Source organism: Sorangium sp. So ce836 (assembly GCF_028553905.1).
Lineage (GTDB): Bacteria > Myxococcota_A > Polyangia > Polyangiales > Polyangiaceae > Sorangium > Sorangium cellulosum_D.
Window position 1 is genome coordinate 10,112,883 of sequence record NZ_CP102233.1, and the last position, 15,564, is coordinate 10,128,446.

General features: G+C 72.4%; 15 protein-coding genes. 10 read left to right on the top strand and 5 right to left on the bottom strand.

The features are described from left to right. Nucleotides 1-16: 16 nt before the first annotated feature. Nucleotides 17-1,381 carry a serine/threonine-protein kinase gene (locus NQZ70_RS36690; protein WP_165374348.1) on the bottom strand — a complete coding sequence of 455 codons (1,365 nt, stop codon included), beginning with the start codon at nucleotides 1,379-1,381 and terminating at the stop codon, nucleotides 17-19. 364 nt (nucleotides 1,382-1,745) lie between these two features. Between NQZ70_RS36690 and recA the strand changes: the two genes are divergently transcribed. The 4 genes from recA (at nucleotide 1,746) to NQZ70_RS36710 (ending at nucleotide 5,768) form a co-directional block, all read left to right on the top strand. Beyond that, nucleotides 1,746-2,924, top strand: a complete 1,179-nt coding sequence (recA, locus tag NQZ70_RS36695; protein ID WP_129578384.1) for a recombinase RecA — start codon at nucleotides 1,746-1,748, stop codon at nucleotides 2,922-2,924. A 17-nt stretch (nucleotides 2,925-2,941) separates the two neighbouring features. Then, nucleotides 2,942-3,445, top strand: coding sequence for a phosphohistidine phosphatase SixA (gene sixA / locus NQZ70_RS36700; RefSeq protein ID WP_129578385.1), 504 nt, complete (start codon nucleotides 2,942-2,944; stop codon nucleotides 3,443-3,445). Between the two features lie 437 nt (nucleotides 3,446-3,882). Continuing rightward, nucleotides 3,883-4,623 carry a hypothetical protein gene (locus tag NQZ70_RS36705; RefSeq protein WP_237244367.1) on the top strand — a complete coding sequence of 247 codons (741 nt, stop codon included), beginning with the start codon at nucleotides 3,883-3,885 and terminating at the stop codon, nucleotides 4,621-4,623. A gap of 173 nt (nucleotides 4,624-4,796) precedes the next feature. Next, entirely contained in the window at nucleotides 4,797-5,768 is a 972-nt protein-coding gene (locus NQZ70_RS36710; RefSeq protein WP_237244368.1) for an HDIG domain-containing metalloprotein, read from the top strand. Between the two features lie 84 nt (nucleotides 5,769-5,852). On the opposite strand, the gene NQZ70_RS36715 is transcribed toward NQZ70_RS36710, so the two are convergent. Further along, nucleotides 5,853-6,587 carry a hypothetical protein gene (locus NQZ70_RS36715; protein WP_129578388.1) on the bottom strand — a complete coding sequence of 245 codons (735 nt, stop codon included), beginning with the start codon at nucleotides 6,585-6,587 and terminating at the stop codon, nucleotides 5,853-5,855. Nucleotides 6,588-6,718: 131 nt separating this feature from the next. On the opposite strand from NQZ70_RS36715, the gene NQZ70_RS36720 reads away from it, so the two are divergent. The 6 genes from NQZ70_RS36720 to NQZ70_RS36745 all read left to right on the top strand — a co-directional run bounded on the left by NQZ70_RS36720 (nucleotide 6,719) and on the right by NQZ70_RS36745 (nucleotide 13,126). After that, nucleotides 6,719-8,149 carry a hypothetical protein gene (locus NQZ70_RS36720; RefSeq protein ID WP_165374349.1) on the top strand — a complete coding sequence of 477 codons (1,431 nt, stop codon included), beginning with the start codon at nucleotides 6,719-6,721 and terminating at the stop codon, nucleotides 8,147-8,149. Nucleotides 8,150-8,249: 100 nt separating this feature from the next. Next, nucleotides 8,250-9,458, top strand: a complete 1,209-nt coding sequence (locus NQZ70_RS36725; protein ID WP_165374350.1) for a serine/threonine-protein kinase — start codon at nucleotides 8,250-8,252, stop codon at nucleotides 9,456-9,458. Between the two features lie 110 nt (nucleotides 9,459-9,568). After that, the gene (locus NQZ70_RS36730) at nucleotides 9,569-10,036 is read left to right on the top strand and encodes a peroxiredoxin (RefSeq protein WP_129578390.1); all 468 of its coding nucleotides are present in this window, start codon (nucleotides 9,569-9,571) and stop codon (nucleotides 10,034-10,036) included. Nucleotides 10,037-10,147: 111 nt separating this feature from the next. Further along, nucleotides 10,148-10,693, top strand: a complete 546-nt coding sequence (locus NQZ70_RS36735) for a hypothetical protein (protein WP_129578391.1) — start codon at nucleotides 10,148-10,150, stop codon at nucleotides 10,691-10,693. A gap of 115 nt (nucleotides 10,694-10,808) precedes the next feature. Further along, nucleotides 10,809-11,168 carry a hypothetical protein gene (locus NQZ70_RS36740; RefSeq protein WP_129578392.1) on the top strand — a complete coding sequence of 120 codons (360 nt, stop codon included), beginning with the start codon at nucleotides 10,809-10,811 and terminating at the stop codon, nucleotides 11,166-11,168. A 1,121-nt stretch (nucleotides 11,169-12,289) separates the two neighbouring features. Next, complete coding sequence (locus tag NQZ70_RS36745; protein ID WP_129578393.1) at nucleotides 12,290-13,126, top strand: alpha/beta hydrolase; 837 nt, start codon at nucleotides 12,290-12,292, stop codon at nucleotides 13,124-13,126. Here the strand turns inward: NQZ70_RS36745 and NQZ70_RS36750 are convergent. From NQZ70_RS36750 to NQZ70_RS36760, 3 genes are read right to left on the bottom strand one after another with little or no spacing between them, the layout of a single operon-like run. After that, the gene (locus NQZ70_RS36750; RefSeq protein WP_129578394.1) at nucleotides 13,123-13,617 is read right to left on the bottom strand and encodes a metallophosphoesterase family protein; all 495 of its coding nucleotides are present in this window, start codon (nucleotides 13,615-13,617) and stop codon (nucleotides 13,123-13,125) included. The genes NQZ70_RS36745 and NQZ70_RS36750 overlap by 4 nt on opposite strands. Before the next feature lie 36 nt (nucleotides 13,618-13,653). Further along, on the bottom strand, nucleotides 13,654-14,400 hold the full coding sequence (locus NQZ70_RS36755; RefSeq protein WP_129578395.1) for a metallophosphoesterase: 747 nt from the start codon (nucleotides 14,398-14,400) through the stop codon (nucleotides 13,654-13,656). Then, nucleotides 14,397-15,410, bottom strand: a complete 1,014-nt coding sequence (locus NQZ70_RS36760; RefSeq protein WP_129578396.1) for a hypothetical protein — start codon at nucleotides 15,408-15,410, stop codon at nucleotides 14,397-14,399. The genes NQZ70_RS36755 and NQZ70_RS36760 overlap by 4 nt, the downstream gene beginning before the upstream one ends. Between the last annotated feature and the right edge of the window lie 154 nt (nucleotides 15,411-15,564).

Genomic DNA, 15,564 nt, shown 5'->3' on the forward strand with positions numbered 1-15,564 from the left:
TCGCGCCGGCGCCGGCTCATCTCCGGTGCGGCGTGGTCGCCGCGCCTCGGCGGCGCGGGGGCGCGCCGAGGCTGCTCGCGGCGCTGTCCGCGCGCGGCCCGGCCGGCGCGGCGAACGAGGCCGGCGGGAGCGGGCTGTCCCTCACCGCCGTGGTCCCGGCGAGCGCGACCCCGAGGACCGCGGCCCCGAACGCCCACGCCGCCTGCGCCCACCGCCGCCAGGCGGGCAGCGGCTCCGCCTCGTCGGCCGCGCCGCCCCCCGGATCGAGCGACTCGAGCGCGGCGCGCAGCTGCTGCGTGCGGAGGTGGGACGCGTTCCCGAGCACCTGCCCGATCCAGGCGGCGACCAGCGCGTCGTTGCCCGGGTGCGCGGCGCCCGGCACCGCCTCCTCGAGCGCGCGCATCAGCTGCGCGGCCGTCGCCGTGCGCGCGGTGGGCGACTTGGCGAGCGCCTCGGAGACGAGGCGATCGAGCGCGGGCGGGATCGGCTCGGGCGGCGGCGCCGCGCTCAGCCGCTCGGCGAACCCGCGGCGGGACGGGACGGCGCGCGACGACAGCGGCGCGGCGGGCCGCTCGCTCGCGATGTGGGTCATCGTGCTCTCGCTGTCGTCGGCCTGGAAGGGGTGCGCGCCCGAGAGGAGCTCGTAGAGCAGCACCCCCACCCCGAAGAGATCGGCCCGCCGGTCGCACGGCTGCCCCCGGATGTGCTCCGGCGCCATGTACGGCGCGCTGCTCCTGAACAGGAGCGCGCCCCCCTCGCCGCCCGCCGCCGCGGCGAAGGCGCGCCCGCCGTCGCCCCGGAGCGAAGGCCGGCGCTCCGACAGCCGCTCCTCCTCGAACCTCGCGATACCGAAATCGACCAGGCGGACGAGCCCCTCGGACGTGATCAGGACGTTGTCGGGCGAGACGTCGTAGTGGAGGAGCTCCCGGGGGTTTCCGACCTCGTCCCGGAGCTCGTGCGCCGCGTCGAGCGCCGCGCAGATCTGGTACGCCAGCCGGGCCGCGGCGAGCACCGGCGCCGGGCGCCGGCGCGCGGCGCGCAGCACCGCCGAGAGGGGCTCGCCGCTGACCCATTCCATGACATAGAAGAGGGTGCCGCCCTCCTCGCCGAGATCCACGACGGGCACCACGTTCGGGTGCCGGATGCGCGCCGCGAGCGCGGCTTCCTCCAGGAACATCCGCACGGCGTCGGGGTCGGGCGAGAGCTCGGGGTGAAGCACCTTGATGGCAAAGAGCTTCTGAAACCCGTGCTCGCGCCTGAGCCGACCCGCCCAGACCTCCCCCGTCTCGCCTGCGGCCACCCGCAGGACGAACTCGTACCGGCCCAGGGAAAACCCCGGGAAAAAGCGGCCCCCGCCCCCCACGTGGAAGGTGTGGCCCACACATGAAGAGTCCGCCAGCGTTCCCGGTGTGCGACGATCACGATTGTTGCCCGGGTTGTGAGACTCCACGGCAGCCGGGAAACGGCCCTTCCGACCGCGACGTCCTCGCCCTGTCCGGCGTCGGTCCGACCGGGCGCGAGGCTGTCGCGGCGCCCGGCGCGGCGGCCGCGCGCGACGGCCGTCCGGCCCGGCCCGGCCGGGCCGGCGCGCGGACGTTTTCGGTCCTATCCGGGGTGCGGGGGTCTTGCTTCCTGAACAACCGGACAGTAAAGCTGCCGGAAACTGTTGCCCCGCACGTCGGGGATCCGGCAGCGTGATCCCCTTCGGTCTCCCCCTCCCTTCGGCCCCCCGCCCCGAGGTACGCATGAGCGACGAGAAGAACACCAAGCAGAAGTCTGCCGCCCTGGAGCTCGCGATCGCGAGCGTCGAGAAGGAGTACGGCAAAGGGGCGATCATGCGCCTCAAGGACGGGCAGACGCTGCACGACGAGGTCGCGGCCGTGCCGAGCGGCTCGCTCGGCCTGGACATCGCCCTCGGCATCGGCGGCTACCCGCGCGGCCGCATCGTCGAGATCTACGGGCCGGAGTCGAGCGGCAAGACGACCCTCACCCTCCACGCCATCGCGGCCATCCAGCGGGCGGGCGGGACGGCGGCGTTCATCGACGCCGAGCACGCCCTCGACGTGAACTACGCCAAGAAGCTCGGCGTGAAGACCGACGAGCTGCTCATCTCGCAGCCCGACTACGGCGAGCAGGCGCTCGAGATCGCCGACATGCTGGTCCGCTCGAACGCCGTCGACATCATCGTCGTCGACTCCGTCGCCGCGCTCGTCCCCAAGGCGGAGATCGAGGGCGACATGGGCGACAGCCACGTCGGCCTCCAGGCCCGGCTGATGAGCCAGGCGCTCCGCAAGCTGACCGGGACGACCTCCCGCTCGCAGTGCCTGCTGATGTTCATCAACCAGATCCGCATGAAGATCGGCGTCATGTTCGGCAGCCCCGAGACGACGAGCGGCGGCAACGCCCTCAAGTTCTACGCCTCGGTCCGGCTCGACATCCGCCGCATCGGCGCCATCAAGGAGGCGGCCGCGGGCGGCAAGGAGCCGGCGGTCGTGGGCAACCGGACCCGCGTCAAGGTCGTGAAGAACAAGATGGCGCCCCCCTTCCGCGAGGTGGAGTTCGACATCCTCTACGGCCAGGGCATCAGCCACAGCGGCGACGTCATCGACCTCGCGACCGAGGCGAGCATCATCGAGAAGAGCGGCTCCTGGTTCTCGTTCCAAGGCGAGCGCATCGGCCAGGGCCGGGAGAACGCCCGCTCCTATCTCGAGCAGCACCCGCCGGTGCTCGATAAGATCGAGTCGATGGTCCTCGCGAAGCACGGCATCTCCCGCGCCGGCGCGGGCGCCGCGGCGAACGGCGCCGCGGCCGCCGGCCCGAAGGGCGGAGCGGCCGCGGCCGAGCCCCCCGCACAGGCGAAGGGTCGCGGCGAAGCGGGCCCGTCCGGCCAGGACACCCGGCGCGCCCCGGGCAAGACGAACTGACGCGGGCCGCGACCGCCATGCACCTCTACGTGATGCGGCACGGCCCGGCGGAGGACCGAGCGGCGAGCGGACGGGACGCGGACCGGAGGCTCACCCCCGAGGGCCGCGACCGCGTCGAGCGGGTCGCGATCGAGCTCCACCGCATCCGGGGCGGCGCGCCGCTCTCGCGGGTGCTCGCGAGCCCCCTGGCGCGCGCCCGCGAGACCGCCGAGATCGCGGCGCCCCGCTGCGGCGCGCCGGAGGTCGAGGTCCGGGACGAGCTCTCGGTCGACGCCGATCTCCCGCTCGCGCTCGTCGCCGCGCTCGCCCGAGGCGGGGCCGACGCGCTCCTGGTCGGGCACCAGCCGAACGTGGAGCACCTCGTCCGGACGCTCATCGACGCGTCCGGCCGGGGCGCGCCCGGCCTGGCCCTCCCCGGCTTCACCACGGCCCTGATCGTCGCCCTCGAGCCCGACCCGGCGCCGCACGCGCAGCACCGCTGGCGCGTGGCGCGGATCCTCGACCCGCGCGCGCTCGCCTAGCGAGGACGCGCCGTGCGCGTGCCGGGTCATCGCGATGGAGCGGGAGCAGACGCACGCGTCCGAGGCGGAAGGCGGCGCGGCCCGAGCCGGGTCGACCGGAGCAGCCCCGCGGCGCGCCGCGGCGGCCCAGGCAAGTCCATGAATTTGCGGTGGAAATCCCGATTGTGGGCGAGCGGCGGCCGGGGCGCCTGCCGCACCCCCGCAGGCGGTGCCGGCCCCCTGCTTACGTAATCACAAATCCGAATGATTTCGATGATTTCGGCCGCTCGCTTGACAAGGATCCCACCCGAGAATACGCCCAAATAAGGAGGATTGAGATGGCGGGACAGATGGTCTTCCCCTTCGCTCAACCCCCTCCAGGCCGTCTGTCGCGCAGCGGTGGGAAGGGTGCAGCACCCTCTTCCTTGTGGCCGCGCGTCTCTCGGGCCGTCGTCCGGGTGCCGGACCCCCGCCACCATCCGATCGACATCGACCTGCCGTCGGGCCAGCCGCAGATCTACGTGCACGAGGGGGCGCGCCAGGCGCTCGTCCGGCGCCTGGAGCTGGCCCAGAAGCGGCCGGTGCTCCTCTCGGTGACCGACAACTACCGGCAGATGATCTCCTCGTCGCTGCGGGAGGGGATCCTGCAGGCGCGCGTCCATCACATGTTCCTGGACGCGCCGGCGGTCGTTCAGGATGCGCTCGTCCGGTACGTGGTGAACCAGGACCGGGCCGCGTCGCTCCTCGTCGGCCAGTACATCGACGAGAACGGTCATCGCATCCGGGCGAGCCGGCCGGTGAGCACGCCGCTCTCGACGCAGGGGCGGACGCACGATCTGCTGACCCTGTTCCAGAAGGTGAACCACACGTACTTCGGCGGCGTGGTCGACGCGCTGATCACCTGGGGCAAGCGGACCAAGGCGCGGAAGCCGCGGCGCACCATCAAGCTCGGGAGCTACTCGGCGGTGGAGCGGCTGATCCGCATCCACCCGGTGCTCGACCGGCCCTGGGTCCCCCGCTACTTCATCTCCTACGTCATCTACCACGAGATGCTCCACCACGTGATGCCCGCGAGCCACGGCAACGGGCGCCGGATGCTCCATCCGCCCCAGTTCCTCGCCCGCGAGCGGCTCTTCCGCGACTACGAGCGCTCCCTCGCGTGGGAGCGGGACCACGTGGGCAGGCTCCTCCGCACCTGACGCGCCGTCTCCGTCGGACCTGCGCGCTCCGGCGCGACGCGCGACGAACCGGCGCCGAGCGACGAACCATTGCGCGGAGTACCGGCTGGCTCTAAACCGGCGGACCCCCGTGCGGGCCGCGCGACCGGCGCGCCCCGGGCGATCCCGTAACCTCGAAAGTGTGGAAGGACAGCGTGCAGGAGATTCTCACCCAGGAAGCGAGCCCGAAGCGGGCCATGGAGGCGCTCGAGTGGGCCGTTCAGCGAGCAGAGAGGGCCGAGCCCGCGCAGCCCGAGGCGGCCGCCGAGCCACGCCCCTCGACCAGGGTGATCTCGGGGCGCCCCGCCGACTTCAAGGCGGCGGCGGCGATCTACCTGCCCGACGTCCGCAAGCTGCTCGACCGGATCATGATGAGCGACGACGCCGAGGCCGGGCTCGACGCCCTGCTCGAGTCGGGCGCCCTGGCGACGATGCTGCCCGAGGTCGAGGCGATGGTGGGGTTCGGCGACGGCGAGTGGCGCCACAAGGACGTGTGGAAGCACACGAAGCAGGTGGTGCGTCAGGCGGTGCCGAGGCTCGAGGTCCGCTGGGCGGCGCTGCTCCATGACATCGGCAAGACGAGGACGCGGACCATCTCGCCGACGGGGGAGGTCCATTTCTTCGGTCACGCCGAGGTCGGCGCGCGCATGTTCGACAAGATCGACCGGCGGCTGCCGCTGTTCTCGAAGGAAGAGTCTCTGAAGGGCAGCATCCGCTTCCTGATCCTGCACCACCTGCGGGCGAGCCAGTACGACCCGTCGTGGACCGACAGCGCGGTGCGGCGCTTCGCGAAGGAGATGGGCGGCTGCCTGAACGACGTGCTCGACCTGTCGCGGGCGGACATCACGACGAAGCGGCCCGAGAAGAAGCGGAAGGGGCTGAAGCAGATCAACGACCTGGCCGAGCGGGTGCTGCAGGTCCAGGCCGAGGACGCGGTGGTGCCGCCGCTGCCGAGCGGCATCGGCGACGCCATCATGAAGGCGTTCGGGCTGCCGCCGTCGCGTCGGGTGGGCGAGATCAAGCGGGCGCTGGAGCAGGCGGTCGACGCGGGCGAGGTGACGTCGCACCAGGAGGCCGACGTGTACATCGCGTTCCTCCGGGAGAACGCGGCGCGCTTCGGGCTCTGAGGGTCGGCGGCGGCGCATGGGGGCGGAGTGCCGAGCCGCCCGGCCCGAGGCGAGGCTGTTCGTCGCGCGGCGGGCGACCGCCGCTCAGCGCAGCGGGGCCTCGCAAGTCGTGCAGCGGGAGGGGACGCCGTCCTTGTGGTAGAGCTCGCCGCAGCGGCCGCACAGGCGGGCGTCGGCCTCGAAGGCGATGAGCTTGTCCGTGGCCTTGCAGTGAAGGCCGGCCACCTGGGGCGGCTCCAGCGGGCGGACCTCGCCGGCAGCGTCGTCGGGAGCAGGCAGGGCGTCCTCCTTGATGTCGGCGACGCGGCCGGGGATGCGCTTCCTCGCCTCCGCAAGGACGCGAGAGGCCGCAGGGAGATGCGCGCGCAGCGGGATGGCGATCACGGTGCCGCCACCCTGGACCGTGAGCGCCGACTCCGTCAGCAGCAGGCCGGTGACCTCGTTCCAGCCGATGCGCTCGATCTCGCCAGGGCCGTTCTCGAGCGCCACGCCGGCGTCGCCGACGCGGACGGGCTTCATCGACCACTGACCGAACAGGCCCGCCGCCGCGCCGAGGAGGAGCGCACCGACGAGCAGGTACGGGGCAGCAGGGTGCGCACCCGCCTCCTCGCCCCGGAACCACTGGCCGTAAACGCCCGCGCCGGCGAGGAGCGCCGCGACGGACATGCCGAGCAAGGTGAGGGCGAGCTCGAGCGACGCCTTGGGCTCGAAACGACGCTCGCTCCGCGGATCGGTGCGCTGCCGCAGCAGCACCTCGTCCCCCTGCCCCGTGGACCCCGAGCCCTTGCGCTTGCGCTTCACCGGTCTGTCGGCTGCCATCGGCGGCTTCCTATCGGAGGAGACGCCCGGACGCAAAGGGGCTCGGCAAGCCACCAGCGCTCCGCACGAGCAGCCAGCCTGACCCGAGGCTCGCCCGCGCCGCAGGGACGGAGAGGTATGCTGGGACGACCATGAGATCGATGCCCGACGCGGCGACCTACGTCCTGCCCGCGCTCAGCATCGGGCTCGCCGCGCTCGTGTTCCTGGGACCAGGAGCGCAGCGCATGGCCACCGGCGTGCGGGTGTGGGGCGCCCCGGTCGCCGGGAGCGAGGCGCTCGCGCTCCGCATCGAAGGGGTGCGCCGGCTCCACGGCGCCGACGATCCGGCGGCGCTGCCGGAGATCGAGGTGAGCGCGACGTCCGCGGGGGCGCCGCTCGCGGGATGGAGCGGCTCGACCGGAAAGGACGGAATCGGCGAAGCGCTGCTGCGCGCAGGCGGCGGGCTGAAGGCGCCGGTCGTTGTGCGGATCCTGCGGGGCGGCGACGCGCTCCTGGAGCAGGAGGTGCCGCTCTCGCCCCCGCTCCCCACGGCGGACGCGAGCGCGCTGCCCGGCGCGGCGGACGCGAGCCCGCTGCCCGGCGCGGCGCAGGGGGAGCTCCGCCTCCGGGTCACGGTCGCGCGGGGCGCCATGGCGGCACCGTTCCCGGAGCCGGTGCGCGTCACGGTCGAGACGGAGGACGGAGCGCCCGTGCCAGGGGCGCGCGTGGAGGCGAGCGCCGTCGGGGCGGATCTCGGGGAGCAGGGCAGCGGGCCGGCGCAGATCACCGCCGACGCGCGGGGCGCCGCGGAGCTCACGATCAGGCCGCTGGCGCACAACGTCGAGCTCACGCTGCGCGCGGCGCGCCCCGGGAGCGCGCCGCCCGGGGCGCGGGGCGCGGGCGGCGCCTGGGAAGGGAGGCTGCCCGTGATCCCAGGCGCGATCTGGCTCGACCCGGCCGGCCTCGCGGGCGAGCGGCCAGAGCTCCGGCTCACCTCGCCGGCGCCGAAGCCGCACGCCTACGTCTCGATCGGAGGCGCGCACGGCCGCCTGCTCGGGGCGGTGGTCCCGCTCGCGGCCGATGGCGGAGGCTTCTTCTCGGGGACGCTGGCGCTCCCGGACGGGCAGCCGCCCGGCGCCGCGGGATGGGCGGTCGTCGCGAGCGACCCGTACGAGCGGGGCGCGGGCACGGTCGCCTGGCCGCTCTCGCCCGCCGCGAGCCCGGTCGCGCCGCGGCGCGTGGCGCTGCTCGCGGACGGGGTGCCGGCGGCCGAGGCGCGCGAGCGGGCCCGCGCCTCGCGGGCGCGGCGCGCTGGCCTCCTGGTGCTCGGCGCCGCCGGGGTCGCCGAGATGCTCCTGCTCGCGCTCCGCGCCCGGACCGCGCGGCGGCGCCTCGCCGCGCACCTCGCCGCAGCGTCGGGCGGCGAGGGGGAGGACGGAACCGACGGGGCGCCGCTGTCCAGGGAAGATCGCGGCCGGCTGCTCGCCACCGTCCGGGCGGAGCCGATCCTGTCGGTGCTCGCGCTCGCCGCGCTCGTCGGGCTCTCCTTCGCGGCGGTCGCGGCGCTCGCCACGTTCCGGTGACCCGGGGCGCGCGAGCGGCGCCGCATGGATTTCATCCGCCGCCGGCCCCGAGCCGCTAGACTGGGCACACGAGACGGGACGGGAGGACGACAGACAGGGCATGTCCGAGCAGCAGCGGTACCGGGTCATCAAGCGCCTCGCCTCCGGCGGCATGGCGGAGGTCTTCGTCGCCGAGAGCGCGGGGATCGAGGGGTTCAAGAAGCAGGTCGCGATCAAGCGCGTCTTGCCGCAGCTCAGCAAGAAGGAGCAGTTCATCGCGATGTTCCTCGACGAGGCGCGCCTCTCGGCGCACCTCTCGCACTCGAACGTCGTGTCGGTGTTCGACATCGGCGTCGGCGACGGGACGTACTTCATCGTCATGGAGTACGTCGACGGCGCCGACCTCCGGGCCCTCCTCGAGCACCAGAAGAAGGTGGGCCGGCCGATGAGCGTCGAGGTCGCCGCGTTCATGGCCGCGAAGATGTGCCAGGGCCTCGCCTACGCGCACGACCTCGCGACCGCGGACGGAAAGCCGCTCCAGATCGTGCACCGGGACATCACCCCGGCGAACGTGCTCATCACCCGCTACGGCGAGGTGAAGATCGTGGACTTCGGGCTCGCGAAGGCGTCGAGCCAGCTCGCCGAGAGCGACGCGGGCATCATCAAGGGGAAGTTCGGCTACCTGGCGCCGGAGACGGTGCTCGAGCAGGGCGTCGACCAGCGCGTCGACATCTTCGCGCTCGGGATCATCCTCTGGGAGATGCTCGCCGGGCGCCGGCTCTTCCTCGGCGACTCCGACTACATCACGGTGCGGCTCGTGCGCGACGCGGTGGTCCCCTCGCTCCAGCAGATCAACGGCGAGGTGCCGCGCGAGCTGGAGCAGATCATCCGCCGCGCGCTCGCCCGCGATCCGGCGGCCCGCTACCACACCGCGCGCGAGCTCGGGCGCGACCTCACCCGCTTCCTCTACCGCTTCGGCCGCCCGGTGAGCGAGGACGACGTGGCCGAGCTCGTGGAGCGCGCCAAGGGCGGGCCGGCGCGGGCGGTCGACGGGACGCAGAAGATCGCCGAGCTCATCGACATGATGCTCCTCGAGTTCAAGTCGCTCACGAAGGAGCCGACCTCGAGCGGCAGCGGCCTCAACCTGCTGCCCACCCTGGACGGGTCCACGAGCCTGCTCCACGGGCAGACCCACTCGAGCTCGCCGCCCCCGCGCAGCGATGGGCCGCTCGGCGGGCTCGCCGACGAGCTGGAAGGGCCGGAGTCGCTCCACCAGGACGAGTCCTCCTCGTCGGTGGCGGCCTGGTTCCGCGGGCTCATCCCGCGCTGAGCCGGCGCGGGCAACGAGAGGATTGCCCGGGCCGCGCCGCTCCACCACAACACGACCGTCACCGGCCAGGAGGCGCCGTCCTCCGGCCCACAGCCAAAGGCAAAGAGAAGATGAGCGTCGAGATTGGAAAGCCGTTCCCGCGCTTCGCGCTGCCGAACCAGGACGGCAGGACCGTGAAGCTCGAGGACTTCGCGGGCAAATGGCTCGTCGTCTATTTCTATCCGAAGGACGACACGCCGGGTTGCACCATCCAGGGCAAGTCGTTCACGGCCTCCAAGGAGGACTTCGACAAGGCCAACGTCGCGGTGGTCGGCGTGAGCGAGGACGACGTCGCGTCGCACAAGAGCTTCTGCGACAAGTTCTCGTTCACCATCGATCTGCTCGCCGACACGAAGCACGAGCTCCTCAAGGCCGCGGGCGTCGGGCAGAGCGAGTGGAAGGGCAACTTCTACTGGGACCGGACGACCTTCGTCGTCGATCCGCAGGGCGTGCTGCGGAAGACGTACCAGAAGGTGAAGCCCGAGGGGCACGAGCAGGCGCTCCTCAAGGACATCGCGGAGCTCAAGGCCCAGGGCTGAGCTGGAGAGCGCCCGCGGCGCGGCCCGGGGGCGCGGGGCTCGGACGAGCGTCCTGTACAAAACCTGCTCTCGCTGGATTTGCCAGCGTCGCCCCCCTACCCTGTCGCCTTCGTGGCTGCACGCCTTCCCCTCGCGCCAAGTCGAGCCCTATCGTTCACGGCCTTCGCGGCGCTCGCCGCGGCGGCGCTCGCGCTCGCCGCCTCCGTGGGCGCCTGCAAGGCCCCGGGGGGCGGCGGGGCCGGCGGCTCGGGCATGGGCGGCGCCGACGGCTGCCCGATGGGGCCGCGACAGGCGATGTTCACCATCGCCGTGCGCGCGAGGGGCGCCCCCGTCCCGCCGGACACCGCCGTTCACGTCGCGTGGAGCGCAGCCGAGGAACCGACCTTCGTCCTAGACGACCCGAGCACCTGGAAGACGCTCGACGAGGCCAACGTGGTGTGCGCCGTCGATCGCGCGAAGCCTCCCCCTGAAGCGCTGGAGGAGCTCGTCTGCGAGCTGTGGACCGCGGGGGTGACCCGGGTGGAGATCTCGGGGACAGGCTACGAGGATTTCGAGCAGACGCTCACGCCCGTCGTGAGCGACGAATGCGAGGACTTCGTTCCTCAGGAGATCGACATCGAGCTCGTGCCGGTGGTGGACGAGGACAGCGAAGAGTAGCCGGCGGGAGGCCACGGGAGCGAGGTCTCGAGCTCTGCCCGGCGCGGGCAGCGGCCATCCTCCGGGGCGAGGCGAGCGTTGCCAAGCCTCAGCTTCGTCTCTTGTCCAAGGCGGCATGCGCCCCTGTCGCCTTTTCCCCGTGCTCCTCCTCGCCTGCGGTCCGGCCCCGGAAGCCAAGACAAAAGCCCCCGCCGGGCAGACGTTCCCCGAAGCCGTCGCGATGATGTGCGACGTCGACGGGAGAGCCGGGCTCGATGCAGAAGGCGATCCGATCAGCGTCGGGCAGATGCGGTCGGCGTGGATCGCGGAGCACGTGACCAACCCCGATGGGATCGAGCTCCGCACGATGCTCAGCGTGAAGGGGGCCGCAGAACAGGGCGCCATGCTGCGCGAGGAGGCCCAGAGGGCCGGTCTCACGCGCTGCGCGCTCGCGGCATCGCTGGCGGAGGACGGGACCGGCGGGCTGTCGCCGTGATGCCACCCGAGCTCGGGACCCGCAGCAGCAGCCGCTGCCGGCGGTCGACTTCTTCGCGATCGGCCGGCGCAAGAAGCCGGTCGAGCAACCCGCAGACAAGAAGCCGGTCGAGCAGCCTGCGGCGCCGGTGGACGGCGACGTGTAAAGGCCGCTCGCGCGGCTGAGCCGCCCGGTTGAGGGCACCCGCGCGCTCGCCCCGCCGGCGATCCTGGGCATCCTCGAGCGCGCCGAGCTTCGCTCAGAACGCTCCACCCATCGCCAACCCAAAGCCGTGCGGCGCAGCGACCGGCGCTGCCCACGCCGAGGCCGCCGGATTCGCGGCAAGCGCACGGCCGCCTGGCCCGCATCTCTCCCGTTCCTGAGCCAGCTCAACCTCGCAAACGCAGCAAGGATCTTGCGGCGAACGAGCTACAAGGTTTCCTTGCTGAGAATCGACGTACGGTGACCCTAGGCTAGACCTTCGGCCCGTGCTGGCGCTTCATCATCAACTCCGCCGGCACCAATGCAGTCAGTGACAACCCGCAGGAATTCAACGATCCGCGATAGTCTATCAACATTTCTTCAAATGGGCAATATTCAACGATGTCCTGATGTAACGAATCGAAAGATGCTCATCAAAATTCAGCATCTGAACCGCGCTAAGCCATTTAACAACAGGAACGAGCTTGCGTCCAAGCAATTCCTCACCGCTGATTCGACGACCACCGCGCGTCGGGGGGGAAGGAGCCCGCTCGGCGCGTTTTTGGCTGCGCCGCGCACTGTCAAATCGGCAGTGAGGACCCACTCAGGCTAGCGCTCCTGCGGAAGGAAGCGCCCGGCCAGCGCCATCATGACCGTCGGGCCGTAGCCCCGGCACGTCGGGCGGTTGCTCTACGGCCACACCCACGGCGCCGACGTGGCGGAGATCGTCCCGAACGTCGTCGTGCGCACCGGCGGCGCCGAGTACGGCGAGCCCGCGGTGCAAGGCGTCATCGCGACCGCGTAAGCCACCATCGCGCCGCGCGCCCCGCCTCCCTGCCGCCCCGACCCGCTCGCGGGCGTCCATCCCAGGTACCTTCCTGTCCCGACACGACGTATCCTGCGCGCCCACTGCCCACGCCAACTCGACAGAACGGTGAGCCATGCCGACGAACGACCCCGATAACCAGCTCGACGAGCTCCTTCGCGCGCTCGAAGCGAACCCTCGCTCTGCCGGCGTCTTCTATCCCAGGCAGGTGAACACGCCCCCGCCCGCCAGCGCGACGGATTACGACATCCCCGTCGCCCCCGGGGTGACCGTCGGGGCGCGATGGCACCTCGCCGACCCGCAGAACCCGACCGTGCTCGCCTTCCACGGAAACGGCGAGACCGTCCCCGATTACGACGACATCGCCGAGATGTGGCGGGACATCGGGCTCAACCTCTTCATCGTCGATTACCGTGGCTACGGCTGGAGCGGAGGCCGGCCGACGCTGCGCTCGCTCCACGACGATCCCGCGAAGGTCGCCGACTTCTTCGAGCGGGAGCTCGCCGAGACGAGCCGCGCCAGAGGCCTCGACCGGCCGCCCGAGCCGCTGCTCTTCGGCCGCTCGCTCGGCAGCTCGCCCGCGTCGCGCATCGCCAGCGAGCGCGGCAGCGCCTACCGGGCGCTGATCCTCGAGAGCGGCTTCAGCGACGTCCGGCACCTCCTCGCCCTGTTCGACATCGAGCTCGGCGACCTGCGCGACGAGGCACACCGCCGCTTCTCCAACCCGGAGCTCCTGAAGCGCGTCCAGATCCCCGTTCTCTCCCTGCACGGCGCGCACGACAGCCTGCTCCCGCCGTTCCACGCGCGCGAGAACCACGCGGCCGTCCCGCACGAAAAGAAAGAGCTCTGCCTCATCAATGGCGCAGGGCACAACGATATCCTCCTCTTCGCGCCGGCGTACTTCGGCGCGATCCGGGACTTCCTGCAGAAGCACGGAGGCCGGCGTCCCTAGGACGCCGTGATCGCGAGCGGCACAATCTCGGCCGTCACCGCGGCGCCCCGCACGATCAGCCGGGCGACCGACAGCGGCAGCTTGAAGCGGCGCGGCCCCGCGCTCCCGGGGTTGAGGAAGAGCACGCCGTCCTGCTCCAGGATCGCCGGCCGGTGCGAGTGCCCCGCCACCACCGCCGCGTACCCCGCCGCGCCGGCGCCCGGGCCGAGCTCCTTGACGTCGTGCAGCACGAACAGCGTCGCGTCCGCTACCCGCACCGTCGCCCGCTCCGGCAGGCCGTCCGCCCAGCGCCCTCGGTCGTTGTTGCCGCGCACCGCCGTCACGGGCGCGAGCGCCGCGAGCGCCGCGAGCACCTCGGGGCCGCCGACGTCCCCCGCGTGCAGGATCAGCTCCGAGCCCGCGAGCGCGGCCAGCGCCTCCGGGCGCACCAGGCCGTGCGTGTCCGAGATGACGCCGATCCGGTGCTCCCGCTGCGCTCGTCGCTTCGTCATGAGGACCCCGCAGGAGACTCCATCCGGCCCGCGCCCTCACACCTCGAGCACGAGAAACGACCGCCCGGTGAGCTTCCTGAGCAGCGGCATGGCCACGTTGTAGACCGGCGTCCCCCTCGGCGTGCGCCCCTCGAGCGCCCCGTGGTGCGCGTGGCCGTGGAACACCACGTCGGCGCCGTACAGATCGATCGGCGCGACCAGCCGGCTCGTCCCAAGGAAAGGCCTTATCTCCACGTTCTCGCCGACCGTCGTCTCCGGGATCGGCGTGTAATGCATGATCACGATCCGCTTGTCGCTGTCGAGCTGCGACAGCGCAGCCTCGAGCTTCAGCGCCTCGGTCACGGCCTCCTGGACGAAGGCCTTGAGCGGGCCCTCGCCGAACGCCTGCAGCGTCGCGCTCCCGAACCCGCCCATGAACCCCTTCACGCCCGCAACCCCGATGTCGTCGCGCAGGATCAGGTGATCCCCGTCGAGCACCTCGACGCCCGCGTCGCCGAGCAGCCGCGTGACCTCGGCGGCAGCGCCGCGGTCGAGATCGTGGTTGCCGAGCACGGCGGCGCACGGCACCGACAGCCCGGAGAGCGCGTCGGCCAGCACCTTCGCCTCCTCGGGGTGGCCGCGATCGGTGAGATCGCCGCACAGGACGAGCAGCTCGGCCTCCGCGTTCACCGCCCTCACGAGCTCGCGCATCCTGCCGGCGTGCTCCGGCCGGCAATGCAGGTCCGAGGCCGCCGCGACGCGCCGCTTGCCGTGATCCCCGCTGCCCCCGGCGACGGCGCTCATGACCCCGGCTTGCGGAGCCGCGCCGCCTCGACCTCCGCCCCAAGACGATCCGCGCCGCCCGGCGCCCCCTCGCGGACCTGCGCCCCCTTGTTGCCGACGCGCCGCCGCGCCGCCCCGGACCGCCGGCGATTCCGGCACGGCGACCCCAGCGCCACCTCGGGCTCGGGCGCGGGACCGGCGGGCGCAGCCACGAGCCCGAGCTTCTCGTAATCGTGCGCGTACTGCCGCCGGCTGATCAGGTTCCCCCGGCAGACCCGGAGCGGCGCGTCGCCGGCCCGCGACTGCTCCAGCGTGCGCCGGCAGAGCTCCGCGACGAGCCACTCGGGCACCCGGCTCCGCGCGCCGGGATAGACGAAGCGGTACAGCGTGGCGTGCGCGAACAGGACCTCCCAGTGCGGGCCGAACCGGTCGAGGAGCCGCTCCCAGTCCATCTCGTCGCCGCACGCGTAGATGAGGTGGTTCACGTCGGCCCCGTCGTACCGCTCCCGCTCGTCCACGAACGCCTTCGTGAAGATGATCTCCTCGACCGGCGCGATCAAACAGGAGTGCCCCAGGATCGTCGCCGGGCGCGCGTGCTCGAACCAGCCGCCGTCCACCACGGCCAGGCCGTTGCTCGACGAGAAGATGAGATCGATGAAGCGATCGCCGGCATACGCCTTCCCGATCCACCGCGGGTCGAGCAGCGCCGTCTCGAAGCCGGCCCGCTCGAGCGCCCTGAACGCCGCCGGCACCTCCCGCTCGTCCAGCATCACGTCGAGATCCTTCGTGTCCCGGAAGATGCCGGTGTACGCAAAGAAGGCATACGCCCCCGCCACCATGAAGGGCACCCCGGCGCACAGGAGCGACTCCAGCGCCCTCACCCTTACCTCCAGCTCGCCCGCGCGGGACAGCGGGCCGGCGGCATCGTCGGCGGCCGGCGGGGCCAGCGCCGCGCGCTCGCCGGCCCGCGTCGACCGGGCTGAACCCGCGCGCTCCGCGTCGAAGACGGCAGGGGGTCCGCTGCGGGCCATCCCGCTCTGCGTAATGAACAGGACGTGCGATGGCGACCCCCCTCCGCCCCCACCCTGCGCTCGCGGGCGTCCCCATCGACACGACAGCGGGAACAGAGGCGGGTTCGTCCTCGCTGACCATTGCACGAAGAGGCAGGTCTGGCTCAAGCTCGCC